The 15,327-nt window shown below is 37.5% G+C and carries 14 protein-coding genes; 7 read left to right on the forward strand and 7 right to left on the reverse strand.

Annotated features, from left to right (window positions below; translation table 11 throughout):
* The 7 genes from ACLI50_RS10630 to ACLI50_RS10660 form a co-directional block, all read right to left on the reverse strand.
* The gene (locus tag ACLI50_RS10630; protein ID WP_395974924.1) at window positions 1–2,703 is read right to left on the reverse strand and encodes an ATP-binding protein; all 2,703 of its coding nucleotides are present in this window, start codon (window positions 2,701–2,703) and stop codon (window positions 1–3) included.
* Window positions 2,696–2,890, reverse strand: a complete 195-nt coding sequence (locus tag ACLI50_RS10635; protein ID WP_062670711.1) for a hypothetical protein — start codon at window positions 2,888–2,890, stop codon at window positions 2,696–2,698. Before ACLI50_RS10635 ends, ACLI50_RS10630 begins: the two co-directional genes overlap by 8 nt.
* Window positions 2,891–2,892: 2 nt before the next feature.
* A complete protein-coding gene (locus ACLI50_RS10640) occupies window positions 2,893–3,351 on the reverse strand; it encodes a GNAT family N-acetyltransferase (RefSeq protein WP_343642117.1) in 459 nt (152 codons plus the stop codon).
* A gap of 64 nt (window positions 3,352–3,415) precedes the next feature.
* Window positions 3,416–3,643: a DUF6814 family protein gene (locus ACLI50_RS10645; RefSeq protein ID WP_062670707.1), complete on the reverse strand. Its 228-nt coding sequence runs from the start codon at window positions 3,641–3,643 to the stop codon at window positions 3,416–3,418.
* A 43-nt stretch (window positions 3,644–3,686) separates the two neighbouring features.
* Window positions 3,687–5,267, reverse strand: coding sequence for an MFS transporter (locus ACLI50_RS10650; protein WP_202843846.1), 1,581 nt, complete (start codon window positions 5,265–5,267; stop codon window positions 3,687–3,689).
* Window positions 5,268–5,493: 226 nt separating this feature from the next.
* Complete coding sequence (locus ACLI50_RS10655) at window positions 5,494–6,873, reverse strand: porin (RefSeq protein ID WP_202843844.1); 1,380 nt, start codon at window positions 6,871–6,873, stop codon at window positions 5,494–5,496.
* A gap of 292 nt (window positions 6,874–7,165) precedes the next feature.
* A complete protein-coding gene (locus ACLI50_RS10660) occupies window positions 7,166–7,582 on the reverse strand; it encodes an IS1/IS1595 family N-terminal zinc-binding domain-containing protein (RefSeq protein WP_062670701.1) in 417 nt (138 codons plus the stop codon).
* A gap of 160 nt (window positions 7,583–7,742) precedes the next feature.
* Here ACLI50_RS10660 and ACLI50_RS10665 point away from each other — a divergent pair, with 160 nt between their 5' ends.
* The 7 genes from ACLI50_RS10665 to ACLI50_RS10695 all read left to right on the forward strand — a co-directional run bounded on the left by ACLI50_RS10665 (window position 7,743) and on the right by ACLI50_RS10695 (window position 15,111).
* A complete protein-coding gene (locus ACLI50_RS10665) occupies window positions 7,743–8,408 on the forward strand; it encodes a GNAT family N-acetyltransferase (protein WP_062670699.1) in 666 nt (221 codons plus the stop codon).
* Window positions 8,380–9,576 carry an argininosuccinate synthase gene (argG, locus tag ACLI50_RS10670; protein ID WP_411413726.1) on the forward strand — a complete coding sequence of 399 codons (1,197 nt, stop codon included), beginning with the start codon at window positions 8,380–8,382 and terminating at the stop codon, window positions 9,574–9,576. The genes ACLI50_RS10665 and argG overlap by 29 nt, the downstream gene beginning before the upstream one ends.
* 52 nt (window positions 9,577–9,628) lie before the next feature.
* Window positions 9,629–10,594 carry an N-acetyl-gamma-glutamyl-phosphate reductase gene (argC, locus tag ACLI50_RS10675; RefSeq protein WP_343642129.1) on the forward strand — a complete coding sequence of 322 codons (966 nt, stop codon included), beginning with the start codon at window positions 9,629–9,631 and terminating at the stop codon, window positions 10,592–10,594.
* Window positions 10,595–10,854: 260 nt separating this feature from the next.
* Window positions 10,855–11,994 carry an aspartate aminotransferase family protein gene (locus ACLI50_RS10680; protein ID WP_343642131.1) on the forward strand — a complete coding sequence of 380 codons (1,140 nt, stop codon included), beginning with the start codon at window positions 10,855–10,857 and terminating at the stop codon, window positions 11,992–11,994.
* A 240-nt stretch (window positions 11,995–12,234) separates the two neighbouring features.
* On the forward strand, window positions 12,235–13,191 hold the full coding sequence (locus ACLI50_RS10685) for an N-acetylornithine carbamoyltransferase (protein WP_343642133.1): 957 nt from the start codon (window positions 12,235–12,237) through the stop codon (window positions 13,189–13,191).
* A gap of 68 nt (window positions 13,192–13,259) precedes the next feature.
* On the forward strand, window positions 13,260–14,054 hold the full coding sequence (gene argB / locus ACLI50_RS10690; protein ID WP_202843834.1) for an acetylglutamate kinase: 795 nt from the start codon (window positions 13,260–13,262) through the stop codon (window positions 14,052–14,054).
* The gene (locus ACLI50_RS10695) at window positions 14,029–15,111 is read left to right on the forward strand and encodes a M20 family metallo-hydrolase (RefSeq protein ID WP_343642136.1); all 1,083 of its coding nucleotides are present in this window, start codon (window positions 14,029–14,031) and stop codon (window positions 15,109–15,111) included. The genes argB and ACLI50_RS10695 overlap by 26 nt, the downstream gene beginning before the upstream one ends.
* Window positions 15,112–15,327: the final 216 nt, after the last annotated feature.

The raw sequence follows: 15,327 nt of genomic DNA on the forward strand, positions 1-15,327 counted from the left end.
TTAATGGTGTTCAACTTCATCTGTAATCTCTTTTTTAGTTTTTTTGGGAATGTTGATGGTGAAAGTTACGCCCAGCCCGCTGTTTTCTGCTTTTATACTTCCTCCATGTGCCTCTACAATTTTTTTGGAAATGGCTAATCCCAGTCCGCTTCCTGTAGGCTTTAATATGTTTTGGTTTTTCGATTGATAAAATTTATCAAAAATCATTTCCAGATCCTCTTCCGGAATATGCTTTCCGGTATTGAAGATGGTAATGATCAGCTGCTGATCTTTTTCAAACAATTTGGTCTGAATGGTGCCATGTTCTTCCGTAAATTTTAAAGCATTTCCCCAGATATTCTGAAACAGCTGAATCATTCTTGCTTCATCATATTCAAATATAGACTGATTCAGGAGATTAACTTCACTTAAATGAATATTTTTCTGCTGTATCAGGTGAAGGAGCGGACTCAATGCTTTTTTATACGTGTCAACAATATTATTTTCCTGAATATGCAAAGAGATTTCACCATGCTGCAATTTATCCAGATAAAGAATATCATTGATGATTTCGCTTAATCTGTCGGATTCTGTGATGATGTTGTTTAAAAACTCCTGTTTGATGTCAAAAGGGATATCATCGTCATCCGCTAAAATTTCTCCTGCTGAACGGATGGCCGTAATCGGAGTTCTTAGCTCGTGAGCGACAGAATCCAGAAAATCGTCTTTTTGACGGTCTTTAATAATCAGACTTTCATTGGCAGTCCTCAGATCATTAGACAGTTTCTGAAGTTCTGCAGACTGTTCGGTAAGCTTTTTATTCAAGCTGATATTTTCCTGCGATTCTTCGAGAATGTTTAAAACTTCTTTTAAAGATATTTTATCTTCCTTGGTTACTCCTTCAATCAATATTTTTGCGGAAGCTGTACCGATTCTTCCGGCCAAAAGGTTTTCTGAGAATTTGATAAACCTTGAATCGGCTGTCTCAGTATTGGAGTCGATGTTATATTTTAAATTAAAAATCCTTAAGGCCTGTTCCGTTTTATTCTTACCTAAGAAACGTTCCAGGATATTCTGAATATCAGATATGTAGGCTGTTCCGCGCCAGATGAAAGCATTTTCGTGATTCTGAATGTACTTATCGATGTCTACGTAAAGCTCAGCAAAGTTTCTTTCGCGGTAATTTCCTTTTGAACTTACGGAAACAATGGTAAACAGGCTTGTATTGACCAGCATCGACCAGAAAAAGATCTGTGGAATTCTTCCTAAATAAGGAATGGTAAAAAAACCGAAAGCATTATACATATCCCTCAAGACCCCTTTAAATTCCTGATTGTACGAAAAATAATACTGGGGAATAATCAGCCCGAAATAGCATATTACCAATCCGGCTAAAAGTCCTGTAACAGCACCTTTATAGCTTCCTCTTCTCCAGAATAAAGCTCCGAAAAATGCAGGTGCCAGCTGTGCAATCACGACAAATGAGATTAATCCTACCGAATCCAGGGAAGTTTTCAAAATGAAATACTTGTAGAAGGCAAAAGCCATAATGATCAATGCGAAAATACTGAACTTCCTGATATTGGTGATGATTCTTGTATTTTGCTCCTCGCTTTCAGATTTTAATTTTCCCAGCAATCCGTATGGAATGATGAGGTTGTTGGAAAGCATGATGGATAAAGTAATGGCAGAGATAATGATCATGGAAATACATGAGCTTAATCCTCCAAGAAAGACGAATACTGTGATCAAAGTATTGTCGAAATGTTGTGGAATCAGAATAGAGTAGAACTCAGGATTTACTTTCTGTCCGTCAAAAATTAATCTTCCTCCCCAGGCAATCGGGAAAATAAATACAGTAAAGATTAGAAGGTAAAGTGGAAAAAACCAAATAGCTGTTCTGATGTGCTTTTCCTGCCTGTTTTCAACAATAGCAGTGTGGAACTGTCTTGGGAGAATGCAGATCGCTGTTGCGGAAATCATGCAGAGAACCATCCAGTTCAGGGCACCTTCAATTCCGTTGAAGGTGTTTTTTTCTTTAAAATCTTCAAATTTACTGGCTTTCTCATAAATATCTGAGAAACCATCAAAAACATAATAAATGACAAAAAATCCGAGAATAATAATAAAAAATAGCTTTAAAAAACTTTCCAGAGCAATGGCGGAGATAATTCCAAGCCTTTTTTCTGAAGCATCTACATATCGTGTTCCATAATAAGAAGAAAATAAAGCGATTAAAATTACCACGAAAGTTGCATTATCAGTCAGAATGTCTTTCGACATCGGAGTTTCAGTTACCAGATGGAAGGTTTCAGAAATGGCTTTAATCTGCAGGCCGATATAAGGAACTATCGCCAGAAGGCAGACTATCGTGATAATGGCACTCAGGCTTCTGCTGTTCCCGTATCTCAATGAAATGAAATCGGCCAGGCTGCTTATTTTGTTGACCCTTGAAATTCTTACAATCCGGGTATTGATATAGATCCATGCCGGAATAATCATAATAGGTCCAATGTAAATTGGCAAATAGTTTAATCCGCTTGTCGCTGCCACACCGATACTTCCATAATACGTCCAGGCAGTACAATATACAGCAAGAGATAAAGCATAGATGTATGGATTATTGATCCAAAGCTTGCTTCTTTTCTTCTCTGCCAGGTAGGCAACTAAGAAAAGGAGGGCCAGATAAAACAGAACGACAAAAAATAATGCGAAACTACTCATCATGTCTTTTTACAATTACAAAAGAAATCACAATGGAAATCATCCAGACCACGAACAGGTAAATAAGGATCATAGGATAGCCCAAAACTTCCCTGTCACTATTGAAAAGCAGTGAAATAGGAATGCTGAAAGCAATCATAAGCCCTACGCTCAGTATGATAAGTTTTTGTTCGTGTCTTTTTTTCATAATTATTTTATTTCCTTACTGAAGCATATCGCTTCTTCACGTCCGATGTAAATTCCATAATTTTCAATGACCTTATATTCGTTTTTCAGATAAAACTTTACGGCATTGTCATTTTTTTTACGGGTTTCCAGATAGATGTATTTATAGTCGAATTGTTTTGCGGCTTTTTCTAACGCCGAGAGAATCTTTCCGCCCAGGCCTATGTTTTTTTCCAGGGAGAACATGCGTTTAATTTCACATATTTCTGGTGAAAGGGGGCGAAAACCTCCACAGGCTATGGGTTTTTCATCACTTACAGCAATGAGGAACAAAGCTTTCTCCTGAGAAAAGTCATCAAGGTTTGCACTTTTGCTTCCACTCTCACCAGAGATTGTAATAAGAGAAGTATTTAATCTGCAGATGAGGTCAATAACGTTCTTATCCTGAGAAGGACGGGGAATTGCTTTAATCGTGATATCCATTTTTTTATAATTGATAACAGATCATTGATGAATGCCGCATTCATCAATGATCTGTTTTTTGCTTTTAAATTTTATCGTCAGAATATTCTCCTTTTAAGGCGTAATAACCGAAAACTGCCATTCCGCCTGAGATAATCGGCATCAGTACAAAAAGAATGATGATGCCAAAAACCAGATCTTCCTGTTTTCCGGAAGTTATTTTCGGGATTCCCAGTACGGTAATTCCGAAGTAACCCACAATTACTGCTATTGCGATCCAGAGAATGCCTAATATTTTTTTTAGTCCGTTCATTTTAGTAGTTTTAAAATTAATAAAAATTTGAGTGATTCAGTACCTAATCGTGAAGATTATTGTTCTTATTTTTAAGATAAAATAATCCGATGATCAAACATACGGCAGCGACTCCAATCGGGTACCAGAGTCCTTCCAGATACCATGTTGTATGTCCTGCTTCTTTTCCTGTAGTTACCAGATAAGTGGCTACCGCCGGAAGAAGTCCTCCGAATACCCCGTTTCCAATATGATAAGGTAATGACATTGAGGTGTAACGGATTCTCACAGGGAACATTTCAACAAGGAAAGCCGCGATAGGTCCGTAAACCATGGTTACAAAGATCACCTGGATGAAAACAAGGAATACCAGGTACCATTTGGTGTTGTCACTTAATTTTAAACTTTGAGAAACTTTGGCTTCCTCCGGTTTTCCGTCTTTCATAGCAACTCCTGACGGAGACCAATGAACTACGCTGTCTTTTTTAATTAAAGTTCCGTCTGTATAAAGTGTTTCTTTGTGAAAAGTCACCAGGCTGTCTGTCGCAATATCATTGTGGATTTTCGCCGTTCTTTTTTCTGTAATTCCATTTGCTGCAATTGTTTTGTTTTCGAGGTTTACACTTTTAAACATGCTGTCGTAAATAGGTCTGTACGCTAAAATAGCGATCAGCATTCCGGTCATCATCACTGCTTTTCTGCCGATTTTGTCAGAAAGCCATCCAAAGAATACAAAGAAGGGTGTTCCTAAAAATAAAGCCGTAGCCATCAATGAATCTACCTGCGCCGATTCTACATTCATGACCTTTTGAAGGAAACTCATGGCATAGAATTGTCCTGTATACCAGATCACACCTTGTCCCATCGCAGCCCCGAATAAAGCCAATAGTACAAATTTGAAATTGTATTTGTTTCCGAAACTTTCCTTTAAAGGGTTTTTGGATGTTTTTCCCTCACTTTTGGCTTTCGCAAAAAGAGGAGATTCTTTCATGTTCTTTCTGATAATGTAAGATACGGCCACCATCAAAATGGAGATCCAGAATGGAACTCTCCATCCCCACGTATCAAATTCTTCTGCAGAAAGAGTGGTCTTGGTGATCAGAATAACAATTAATGAAATGAAAAGTCCGGCTGTTGCTGTAGTCTGGATCCAGGAGGTCCAGTATCCGCGGCGATGAGGTTGTGCGTATTCTGCGACATACGTGGCAGCACCTCCGTATTCACCTCCTAAAGCAAGCCCCTGAAGTAATCTTAAAATTAAAACCAAAACCGGCGCCAGAAATCCAATGGTTTCATAACTTGGAATACATCCGATCAGGAAAGTGGAAAATCCCATAATCAGTAACGTAACCAGGAAAGTATATTTTCTTCCGATAAGATCTCCCAGTCTCCCGAAAAATAATGCCCCGAAAGGTCTTACTACAAATCCGGCAGCAAAAGTGGCCAGGGTAGATAAAAATGCAGCAGTAGGATTATCCGCAGGGAAAAATTTGGTGGCTAAAACAACGGCCAGACTTCCAAAGATATAGAAGTCATACCATTCTATCAATGTTCCGAGAGATGAGGCAGTGATCACACTCCAGATGGTGCGGTTTTTCTGCCTGTCGGTCATATTTTCGTAGCTTTCGTGATGATTTTCGCTCATATTGATTAGTTTTTGATGTTAGTGGAATAGGATTATTAATTTGAATTTTTTGAACCGTTAAGGGCTTTGAATGAAACTATTTCAAAAAAGTGTCATTCTGAATGAAATGAAATGTAATGAAGAATCTCATGTGTGTCTGGATGTCAGTAAGATTCTTCATTCGTCAGAAATCGAAGATTCGACTTAGTCAATTCCCAATCCATCTTAATTCTTAATGGTTCAAATTTTAAAGGTAGATTTGAAACTGTACAATAAATTCTCCTTTAGAAGAAGGACTTTCCGTAGGATTTGTATAAACAGGTCTTGTGGAATACTGTGTCGTTATTTTTGCGTGATGTCCGTCTATAAACCAATTGGCTCCGACATCAAACTGAGATGAAGATTTATCAAAAGCCTCAAAACTTTTATGAGTATAAGCAGCAAAAGGCTGTATTCTGATTTTTGGCTTTTCTGCCTGACTCGGTAATAGTAAACCTGCCTGAGCGTAGATAATATTACCTGTTCCAATGGTTGGCTGTAGATTTCCTGGTCCTGCAATGGCTTTATTCCCTATAAAATTAGGATCAGAGGCGCCAATATTCATGGTTCCCAGATTTCTTACATAGTTCGGTCCGAAATTGTAATTATAATATCCGGCATAGGCAGAAACGGCCATTTTATTTTTTGCCTCACCCAAAGGAATATCTGCAAACGCATCTACAGCAAAAAGGGTAATATCATGTTTTTCAATGTTTGAATTGACAGAAGTTCTTGTTCCGTCAGCCTGATGATAAAAACCGGCACCTACATTGAAGACTTTTTTTGTTCCCAGGTAAGATCCAACTTTAAAAGGAAGTGTGTTGGATTCTTCATCAAGGAACTGATATTCAACATACCCTGCTTTTGAAAAACTTGGATTTCCATTATTGTCTACGGCTACTGCTTTTGAAGGATCTGTTACATTCACAGGAACAAGATCTGTGGCGAAAGGTTTATTTAAACTGAAACGATATTCCAGTTTTCCGTACTTTCCTTTGGCAAACATTCCAAGCTGTCTTGCAAACTGATCTGAATTATCAATCAAAGGCCATGAAAAAACAGGAGAATCTAATGTAAGGAAGTTAAGCGTGGAAGCCATGGTCATACGGGAAAGCCCCATATAGTAGTGTAGTCCGGCCCCTAAAGTTAAACTGAATTTTCCCGCTTCTCCAGGTAAAATAACTGCATATTCGTTCCAGGCATCATGAAAGAACAGCTGGGTTTTCTTTCCGTTTCCATAACCTCCTGTTCCTGAGGTGCCTGAAGCGCCGCCATTGATGAAAGTCTGATTATTAATTCCGAAATGGAGCAGGATCATATATCTCTTAGAGATCTGTGCGTATGTTAATGCACGTAACCTTCTGTTTCCCAGACTCCATGAGTTGTCAGTGGGTTCACCGCCTACCATGGTTCCGGGGTTCATAGATGTATTTCTTACCCAAAACTGGTCCCATAAAATAAATCTGACGAATTTATCCCCGTTTTGGTTGAGGTTAAGTTTTAAGCCACTGCCATAATCAGGAGAACCTTGTGAGTATAAGGAACTACTGATTAAAGCTAATCCAATGAATGTAAGTAATTTCTTCATAAATTATCAATTTTTGGCGTTGTTTTTTGTGAATGCCAAATTGTAATTAATAATTTATTTATGAAAATTTAATATATATTAGTGGTAATAGTATAGTTGGTATTTGATAGACTTTGATTTTCGGGATTCGGGGTTCGAGGTTTGGTGTTTAAGATTTTAAAATCATACTTTTTTTTAAATATTTGATATAAAGTTATTTATAAGAGTATTTTTACCTCTGTTTTTAAACCTCATGACTCGCATCCCGAAACCCCGCACCCCGCATCCCGCATCCCGTAACTCGTACCCCGTACTACTTCTTAAACCGTTCCCACTTAATCAGCATATACTTATCGGCAAATTGGGTGATGATAATTCCGGAGTTTTTAATATTCTCTTCCTGAGCGATATATTCAATCAGTTCGCTCTGCTTTAGTATCTTATAAACAGGATGGAATTCGGAATGGGGAGGTCTTGTGATATTGTATTTTTTAATCCATGAGCTTATGGTAACATGAGAAACACCGATAATTCTTTCAATTTCACGGTAACTTAAACCTTCCAGATAAAGCTGAAGAGCTTTGGTTACGTAGTAATCGTCAATTTGTTTTCCCAGTTTTTTAACAGTAAAATAATAATTGCAGTCTTTGCAGTGGAAGCGCTGTTTATTGTTGATAATGCCGCTTTTTACTACTTTGATACTCTTGCATTTAGGACAGGTGTTTTCCATAACTATATTATTTTAGCAAATATATAATAAATTAGCAAATGTATATTTTTCAATAAAGATAATTTTACCTGTTTAAAATTATAAAACAAAAAAAATATCTTTTTTATTTGGATTTAAAAGAAATTATATTTTAAATTTGCCAAAAAATTTAGATAAATAAATGGAAATAGAAATTTCCTCATGCGAACATCTAATGTATGTGAGTGAAATACAGCAGGAAATGTACGATTCTGCACAGCGTAGAGGAACGGGGATCGCAAAACGTTCCATAGAATATTTGAGTAAGAAGATTTCAGAAGGCAATGCTGTGGTTGCCACTGAAAACGGTGAGTGGGTAGGTTTCTGTTATATAGAGACCTGGTCGCATGGGAAGTTTGTGGCCAATTCGGGGCTGATTGTGTCACCGAAATTCAGGAACGGGGGAGTAGCGACTCAGATCAAGCAGAAAGTTTTCCAGTTATCTAGAGACAAATATCCGGATGCGAAAGTATTTGGATTAACAACAGGTTTGGCAGTGATGAAAATCAATAGTGATTTGGGATATAAACCCGTGATCTATTCTGAACTGACTCAGGATGAAGAATTCTGGAACGGATGCAAGAACTGCGTGAACTATGAGATTTTAATGATGAAGGAACGCAAAAACTGTCTGTGTACAGCCATGTTATTTGTTCCGGAAAACGATAAAAAAAAAGAGGAGGTAGTGAATAATCTGCCTGAAAATAAATATGATGGAATGATTCAGAAAGATTTTGATGAATTCCATGTGACCATTAATAAAAATAAAAAGAGTCCAGATGAAAAAGAAAGTCATCTTAGCGTTTAGCGGAGGTTTAGATACTTCCTACTGTGCTAAATATCTTAGTGAAACACTAGGGTATGATGTGTATGCTGTTACTGTAAACACCGGAGGTTTTTCAAAAGAAGAAGAAAAAGAGTTGGAAAGAAAAGCCTTAAACCTTGGAGTAAAAGAGTACAGGTGCGTAGACGCTCAGGAAGATTACTATAATTCATGTGTGAAATATTTGATTTTCGGGAATGTATTGAAAAATAATACATATCCTCTATCGGTAAGTGCTGAACGTACTATTCAGGCGCAGGAGATTGCAAAATATGCCATTGAAGTACAGGCAGATGCCATTGCTCACGGAAGTACAGGAGCTGGGAATGACCAGGTTCGTTTTGATCTGATCTTCCAGGTAATGTGCCCAAATATCGAAATCATTACGCCTATCCGTGATATGGCTTTGTCCCGTGAGGAAGAAATTGAGTTTTTGAAGCAGCATGGGTATGAAATGGAATTCCAGAAAGCTCAATATTCTGTCAATAAAGGACTTTGGGGAACTTCAGTAGGAGGAAAGGAAACGTTGACATCAAGAAATTATCTTCCGGAAGAAGCTTTTCCGTCTCAAATTAAAGAAACTCAACCTTCAGAGCTGGAGATTGAGTTTAAAAACGGAGAAGTGGTAGGAGTCAATGGAGAAAGCTTTGAACATTCAGTATATGCCATTCAAAAAATAGAAGAACTGGCTTCAGCATATGGAATTGGTCGTGATATTCACGTAGGGGATACCATTGTTGGGATTAAAGGACGTGTGGGGTTTGAAGCAGCTGCAGCATCGGTGATTATCAAAGCGCATCATTTATTGGAAAAACATACGCTTTCAAAATATCAGCAAATGATGAAGTCGCAGTTATCCGACTGGTATGGAAACTGGCTTCATGAAGCACTTTTCTTAGATCCTGTCATGAGAAATATTGAGTCGTTCTTGGTAGATTCTCAGAAAACAGTAACCGGGAAAGTATTTGTAACCCTTCATCCTTACAGATTTATTTTGAATGGAATTGAATCTGATCATGATCTGATGTCCGACAAATTCGGAAGCTATGGAGAAGCGAACAGAGCATGGACGGGAGAAGATGTAAAAGGATATACGAAGATTGTAAGCAATTCTTTAAATATATACCACCAGATTAACCAAAATATCAACTAGTTCCGCAAGGACGATGTAATGAAAGGCAGAACAAAATGCTGTCAGAATTAAAATGAAGAAAACAGTAGGAATCATTGGTGCCAACGGTTATACAGGAAGTGAGCTGATACGCTTACTGGCTTTTCATCCCCATGTGACATTGAGTTTTTTATATAGTCGTTCGAATTCGGGAACAAGAATTTCGGATCTGTACCCGGATTTAACGACGGTTTGTGAAATGGTTTTGACGGATAAATCTGAAGACGTAGATATTCTTTTTCTGTGTCTTCCGCATAAAGAAAGTCAAAACTGGTTAACACAGAACCCTGTCAAGGATGAAACGCTGGTGATTGATCTTGGAAACGATTTCCGCTTAGAAGGAAATTTCGGAAACAGAAATTTTATCTACGGATTGCCGGAAATTAATAAAAAACAACTAGTGGGTGCTAAAAGTATTGCGAACCCGGGATGTTTTGCTACGGCCATTCAATTGGCTTTGCTGCCATTGGCGGAAAAAGGAGTGTTGAATGAGGTCTTTACCACAGGGATTACGGGTTCTACGGGAGCCGGGCAGTCTCTGCAGGCAACCACTCATTTTACCTGGAGAAATGATAATGTTTCAGCCTATAAAACATTAACTCATCAACATGTGGATGAGATTTTGCAGCAGCTGATTGTATTCAATAATAAAGAAGTAAACCTGAACTTTGTTCCTTGGAGAGGGGATTTTGCAAGAGGGATTTTTACAAGTTCCACCATGAAGACGGAGCTGGAGCTGGAGGAAATAGAACATTTGTATCAGGATTTTTATGCAGAGGAGCCTTTTGTTACAGTAAGCAGGAAGGCAGTGGATTTAAAGCAGGTTGTCAATACCAATCGCTGTGTGATTCAAATCGAAAAGAGTGGAAATGTTGTCGTTATTCACTCAGCGATTGACAATTTGTTAAAAGGTGCTTCGGGGCAGGCCGTACAGAATATGAATCTGGCTATGAACTGGGAGGAAAATGCAGGATTAAACCTGAAACCGATAGCATTTTAAATTGACGGTAAGTAATTGAGAATTTTAACAGAAAGTAAATCCGACTTAGGAAAATGGAGCGTTAAGAAAATTAATTCTATGAACGTTAAGAAAATTCTACTGTTCGAAGTGCGAGGAAAATAGAGAACCGAAGAACCAATTCGAATTTCGCACAAGTTTTAGAATTTTTAGTGAATAGAACTAATTTTTAGCGGAAGTTTCCAGGTCTTGAACTTTTGTTTCTTTTGTTTTAAGACAAAAGAAAAATAAAAAATAAAAAAATGAATTTATTCAACGTATATCCATTATTCAACATAAATCCAGTAAAAGCTCAGGGATCTTTTCTGTGGGATGACAAAGGAGAGCAATATCTTGATTTTTACGGAGGTCATGCTGTGATTTCTATCGGTCACAACCATCCACACTATCAGAATAAGCTGAAAGATCAGCTGGAAAAAATTTCTTTCTATTCCAATTCTGTTCAGAATGAATTGCAGACGGAGTTAGCGGAAAAACTGGGTAAACTTTCAGGATATGAAGATTATAACCTTTTCCTGTGTAATTCCGGAGCAGAAGCCAATGAAAATGCATTGAAGCTGGCTTCATTTCATAACGGAAAAAGCAAAGTGCTTTACTTTTCAGGCTCATTTCACGGCAGAACCTCTGCAGCGGTTTCAGTGACTGATAATCCGAAAATTGTAGCTCCGGTTAATTTTTCTGAAAGATTTATCAAATCAGAATGGAATGATATACAAGAGCTTGAAGAAACCTTTGAAAAATTTGGAAATGAAATTTCATCTGTAATCATCGAAGGAATTCAGGGAGTAGGAGGAATTATGATTCCAACACCGGAATTTTTATCTAAAATCAAAGAATTATGTGAAAAATATGATACTGTTCTTATTTTGGATGAAGTGCAGTCCGGGTATGGGAGAAGTGGATATTTCTTTGCCCATCAGGAATTTGGTGTTGAGGCAGACATTATTACTACAGCAAAAGGAATGGGGAATGGTTTCCCTGTGGGCGGAGTTTTAATCCATCCTAAATTCCAGGCAAGCAACGGTTTGCTGGGAACGACATTTGGAGGAAACCACCTTGCCTGTGCCGCTTCTATTGCTGTGCTGGATGTCATGAAAGATGAAAATCTTCTTGAAAATGCGCAACAGATGGGTGAGTATATTGAAAATGAAATTAAAGATTTACCACATATTAAATCTATCCGAAGGAAAGGATTGATGATCGGAATAGAACTCGACAGAGACTGTTCAGAAGTAAGGAAAGAATTACTGTTCGATCATCATATTTTCACTGGAAACTCTAATGATAAAAGTGTTTTAAGGATTCTTCCGGCACTGAATATCAAAAAAGAGGAAACGGATCTTTTCATCAATGCTTTGAAAGCAGTGCTTGGAAATATTTAAACCATAAAAGTCACAAAAGAATTTAAACACTTAAGTGATTTTAAGAAAATACTAAAGGCTTAAGAAGTGCACTTAAGTTTTCGAAAATCTTTGATTTTCTTCTTCTGTGAGCTTATATATTTTCAAAATAATCAACTTTTAAAACTTAAGTGTTCTAAAGTGTTTTAGTAAAAACTTTTGTGCCTTTTGTGGTTAGATCAACAATCAATGTGTAAGCAAAATCTTTAAAATTAGTTTAAAATGAAAAAATTTACCTCTGTAAGTGATGTAGAAAACTTACAGGAAATCATAAAAAAAGCTTTACAGATAAAAGCAGACCCCCTTACTGAAACACAAAAAGGAAAGGGAAAAACAATCGGACTTGTATTTTTAAATTCAAGTTTAAGAACCCGTCTGAGCAGCCAGATTGCAGCTCAAAATCTTGGATTGAATGTATTGACGTTAAACGCAGCACAGGAAGCCTGGAATCTTGAATTTGCTGACGGAGCGGTAATGAACGGAGACACGGTAGAACATATCAAAGATGCTATTGAAGTCTTAAATCAATATTGCGATATCATTGCGGTACGTTGTTTTGCAGGGATGAAGAGCAAAGAAGATGATGTGAATGAAAGCATATTAAGCCAGTTTGAAAAGCATGCAAAAGTACCTGTCATTTCTCTGGAATCAGCTACACGCCATCCTTTACAAAGTCTTGCAGATTGCATCACCATTACAGAAAACTGGAAAAAAGACTATAAACCAAAAGTAGTATTAACATGGGCGCCACACATCAAGCCTATCGCTCATGCTGTTGGAAATTCTTTCGCAGAATGGATGCAGGAAATGGATGTGGAATTGGTGATTGCTAATCCCGAAGGGTATGATTTAGATAAAAACTTTACCAAAGATGTGAAAGTAATCCATGATCAGGATGAAGCGTTGAAAGATGCAGACTTTATCTATGTGAAGAACTGGTCTTCTTTTGATGATTATGCTGCAATGCCAGAAGTGAAGGGAAACTGGATGCTCACGAATGAAAAATTAGCCAATACCAATAATGCGAAAGTAATGCACTGCCTTCCGGTTCGCCGTAATGTAGAATTGAGTGATGAGGTGATGGATGGAGACCATTCTATCATTTATCAGCAGGCAAAAAACCGGATTTTCTCTGCACAAGCCGTATTCAGTGAAATTTTAGATGAATTAAAAGCTTAAAATAATCCTTGTTAAGGTTCAAAACCTTGACAAGGATAGAAAAGATCAAGTATCCCAAAATGTTTACAATGAAAGAAAAGTTATACATCATAAAAATTGGCGGAGCTTTAATTGATGATGAGGAATTATTAAGCCAATTCTTAGAACAGTTTTCTGAAATTACTGAAAAGAAAATCCTTGTTCATGGCGGTGGCAAGCTGGCAACAACGCTGGCTGATAGACTGGGCATTGAGCAGAAAATGATCAATGGCAGGAGGATTACGGATAAAGAAACTTTGGACATTGTAACGATGGTGTATGCGGGAGGAATTAATAAAAATATTGTTGAAAAGCTGCAGCAGAAAAAATGCAATGCCATAGGATTCTCGGGGGCAGACGGAAATTTAATTAAAGCTAAGAAAAGAGAACATCCTGAAATCGATTTTGGATTTGTGGGGGATATTACCAAGAAAAGTGTAAACAGAAAGCTGGTTTCAAAACTCATCAAACTGGATCTTGTTCCTGTATTTTCTGCGATTACCCACGACAGAAAAGGAAATCTTTTCAATACCAATGCAGATACCATTGCTTCTGTGATGGCGCAGGCTTTGTCTGAGAAATATGAAGTTGAACTGTTGTATTGCTTTGATAAAGAAGGTGTTTTGGAAGATGTGAATGATCCGGAATCGGTGATCAGAAGTGTCAATGAAGAAGAATTCACGGTATTAAAAGAAGAAGGAAAACTTCATAAAGGGATTTTACCCAAACTTGAAAATGCTCTTGGAGCGATAAAAAATAATGTAAATAAAGTGTTTCTGATCAAAGAAACAGAACTGAAAAACCATATAGAAAATCATCATGCAGGAACTGAAATCTGTTTATAATAAAGAAGAACTGTTGAATAACGCGGTCGGATTGCTTAAAAATTTGATTGAGATTCCTTCATTCAGTAAAGATGAATTCAATACGTCGGTAGAGATTGAAAATTTTTTCAAAAAACATCAGATTCCTACCAAACGTTTTAAAAACAATATCTGGGCGGTGAACAAACACTTTGATGTGTTTAAGCCTTCTGTTTTACTGAATACCCATCATGATACGGTAAAGCCTAATAAAGCTTATACACTTGATCCGTTTGTACCGATCGAAAAAGAAGGTAAACTGTTCGGATTGGGAAGCAATGATGCAGGAGCTTCTCTGGTTTCTATGGCACAGGTTTTTTTACATTTTTATGATAAAGAAGATTTAAAATATAATTTAGTTATTGCTTTGACGGCAGAGGAGGAGATTTCAGGATTTGATGGAATCGAAGCCTTATTTCCGCAGCTACCCAACATAGAACTCGCCATTGTAGGAGAACCCACGCAGATGAACCTGGCGATTGCAGAAAAAGGACTTCTTGTGATTGATGGTGAAATGAAAGGTACTCCTTCTCACGCCGCTCATCCTAATGATGATAACTCAATTGTAAAATGTATGCAGGATCTGCAGAATATTCTTTCCTTTAAATTTCCGAAGGTTTCAGAATATCTGGGCGAAGTTAAAGTTACTTTATCAGGAATCCATGCAGGAGTACAGCATAATGTGGTTCCGGAATCGTGCAATTTTACATTGGATGTGAGGGTAACGGATGAATATTCCAATCAGGAAGCATTTGAAATCATTCAGTCTCAGATGAAATCTACATTAAAAGCAAGATCGTTCAGGCTGAATTCCTCCAAGATCGAAATGGATCACCCGTTTGTAAAAGCAGGAATTGAAGTCGGAAGGACAACCTATGGTTCACCTACTTCCTCAGATCAGGCGATTATTCCATGTACATCAGTGAAAATAGGTCCTGGAGACAGCAGGCGCTCTCATACAGCAGATGAATTTATCTATATCCATGAAATAGAAGAAGGAATAGAAATTTACATCAGCATTTTAGAAAAAGTGTTATAAAAATGGAAGATGGGTGTAGGAAGAGGGAAGTTATTGCAGTATGTTATTAGCTTCCTGCCTCCAGCCTCAGGCTTCCAGCTCAATATATGTTTTGACTCCGTCCGGCAGGCTCTAGAAGTTCAGTTTTTAATAAGATTTATGCAAAAAGAAAATTAAAAATGAAAGCTTTACATAAGGAAATGTTTTTTTATAGTTATTAGTAATAAGGATTGCCTT

Source organism: Chryseobacterium cupriresistens, from assembly GCF_046614675.1.
GTDB classification, from domain to species: domain Bacteria; phylum Bacteroidota; class Bacteroidia; order Flavobacteriales; family Weeksellaceae; genus Chryseobacterium; species Chryseobacterium cupriresistens.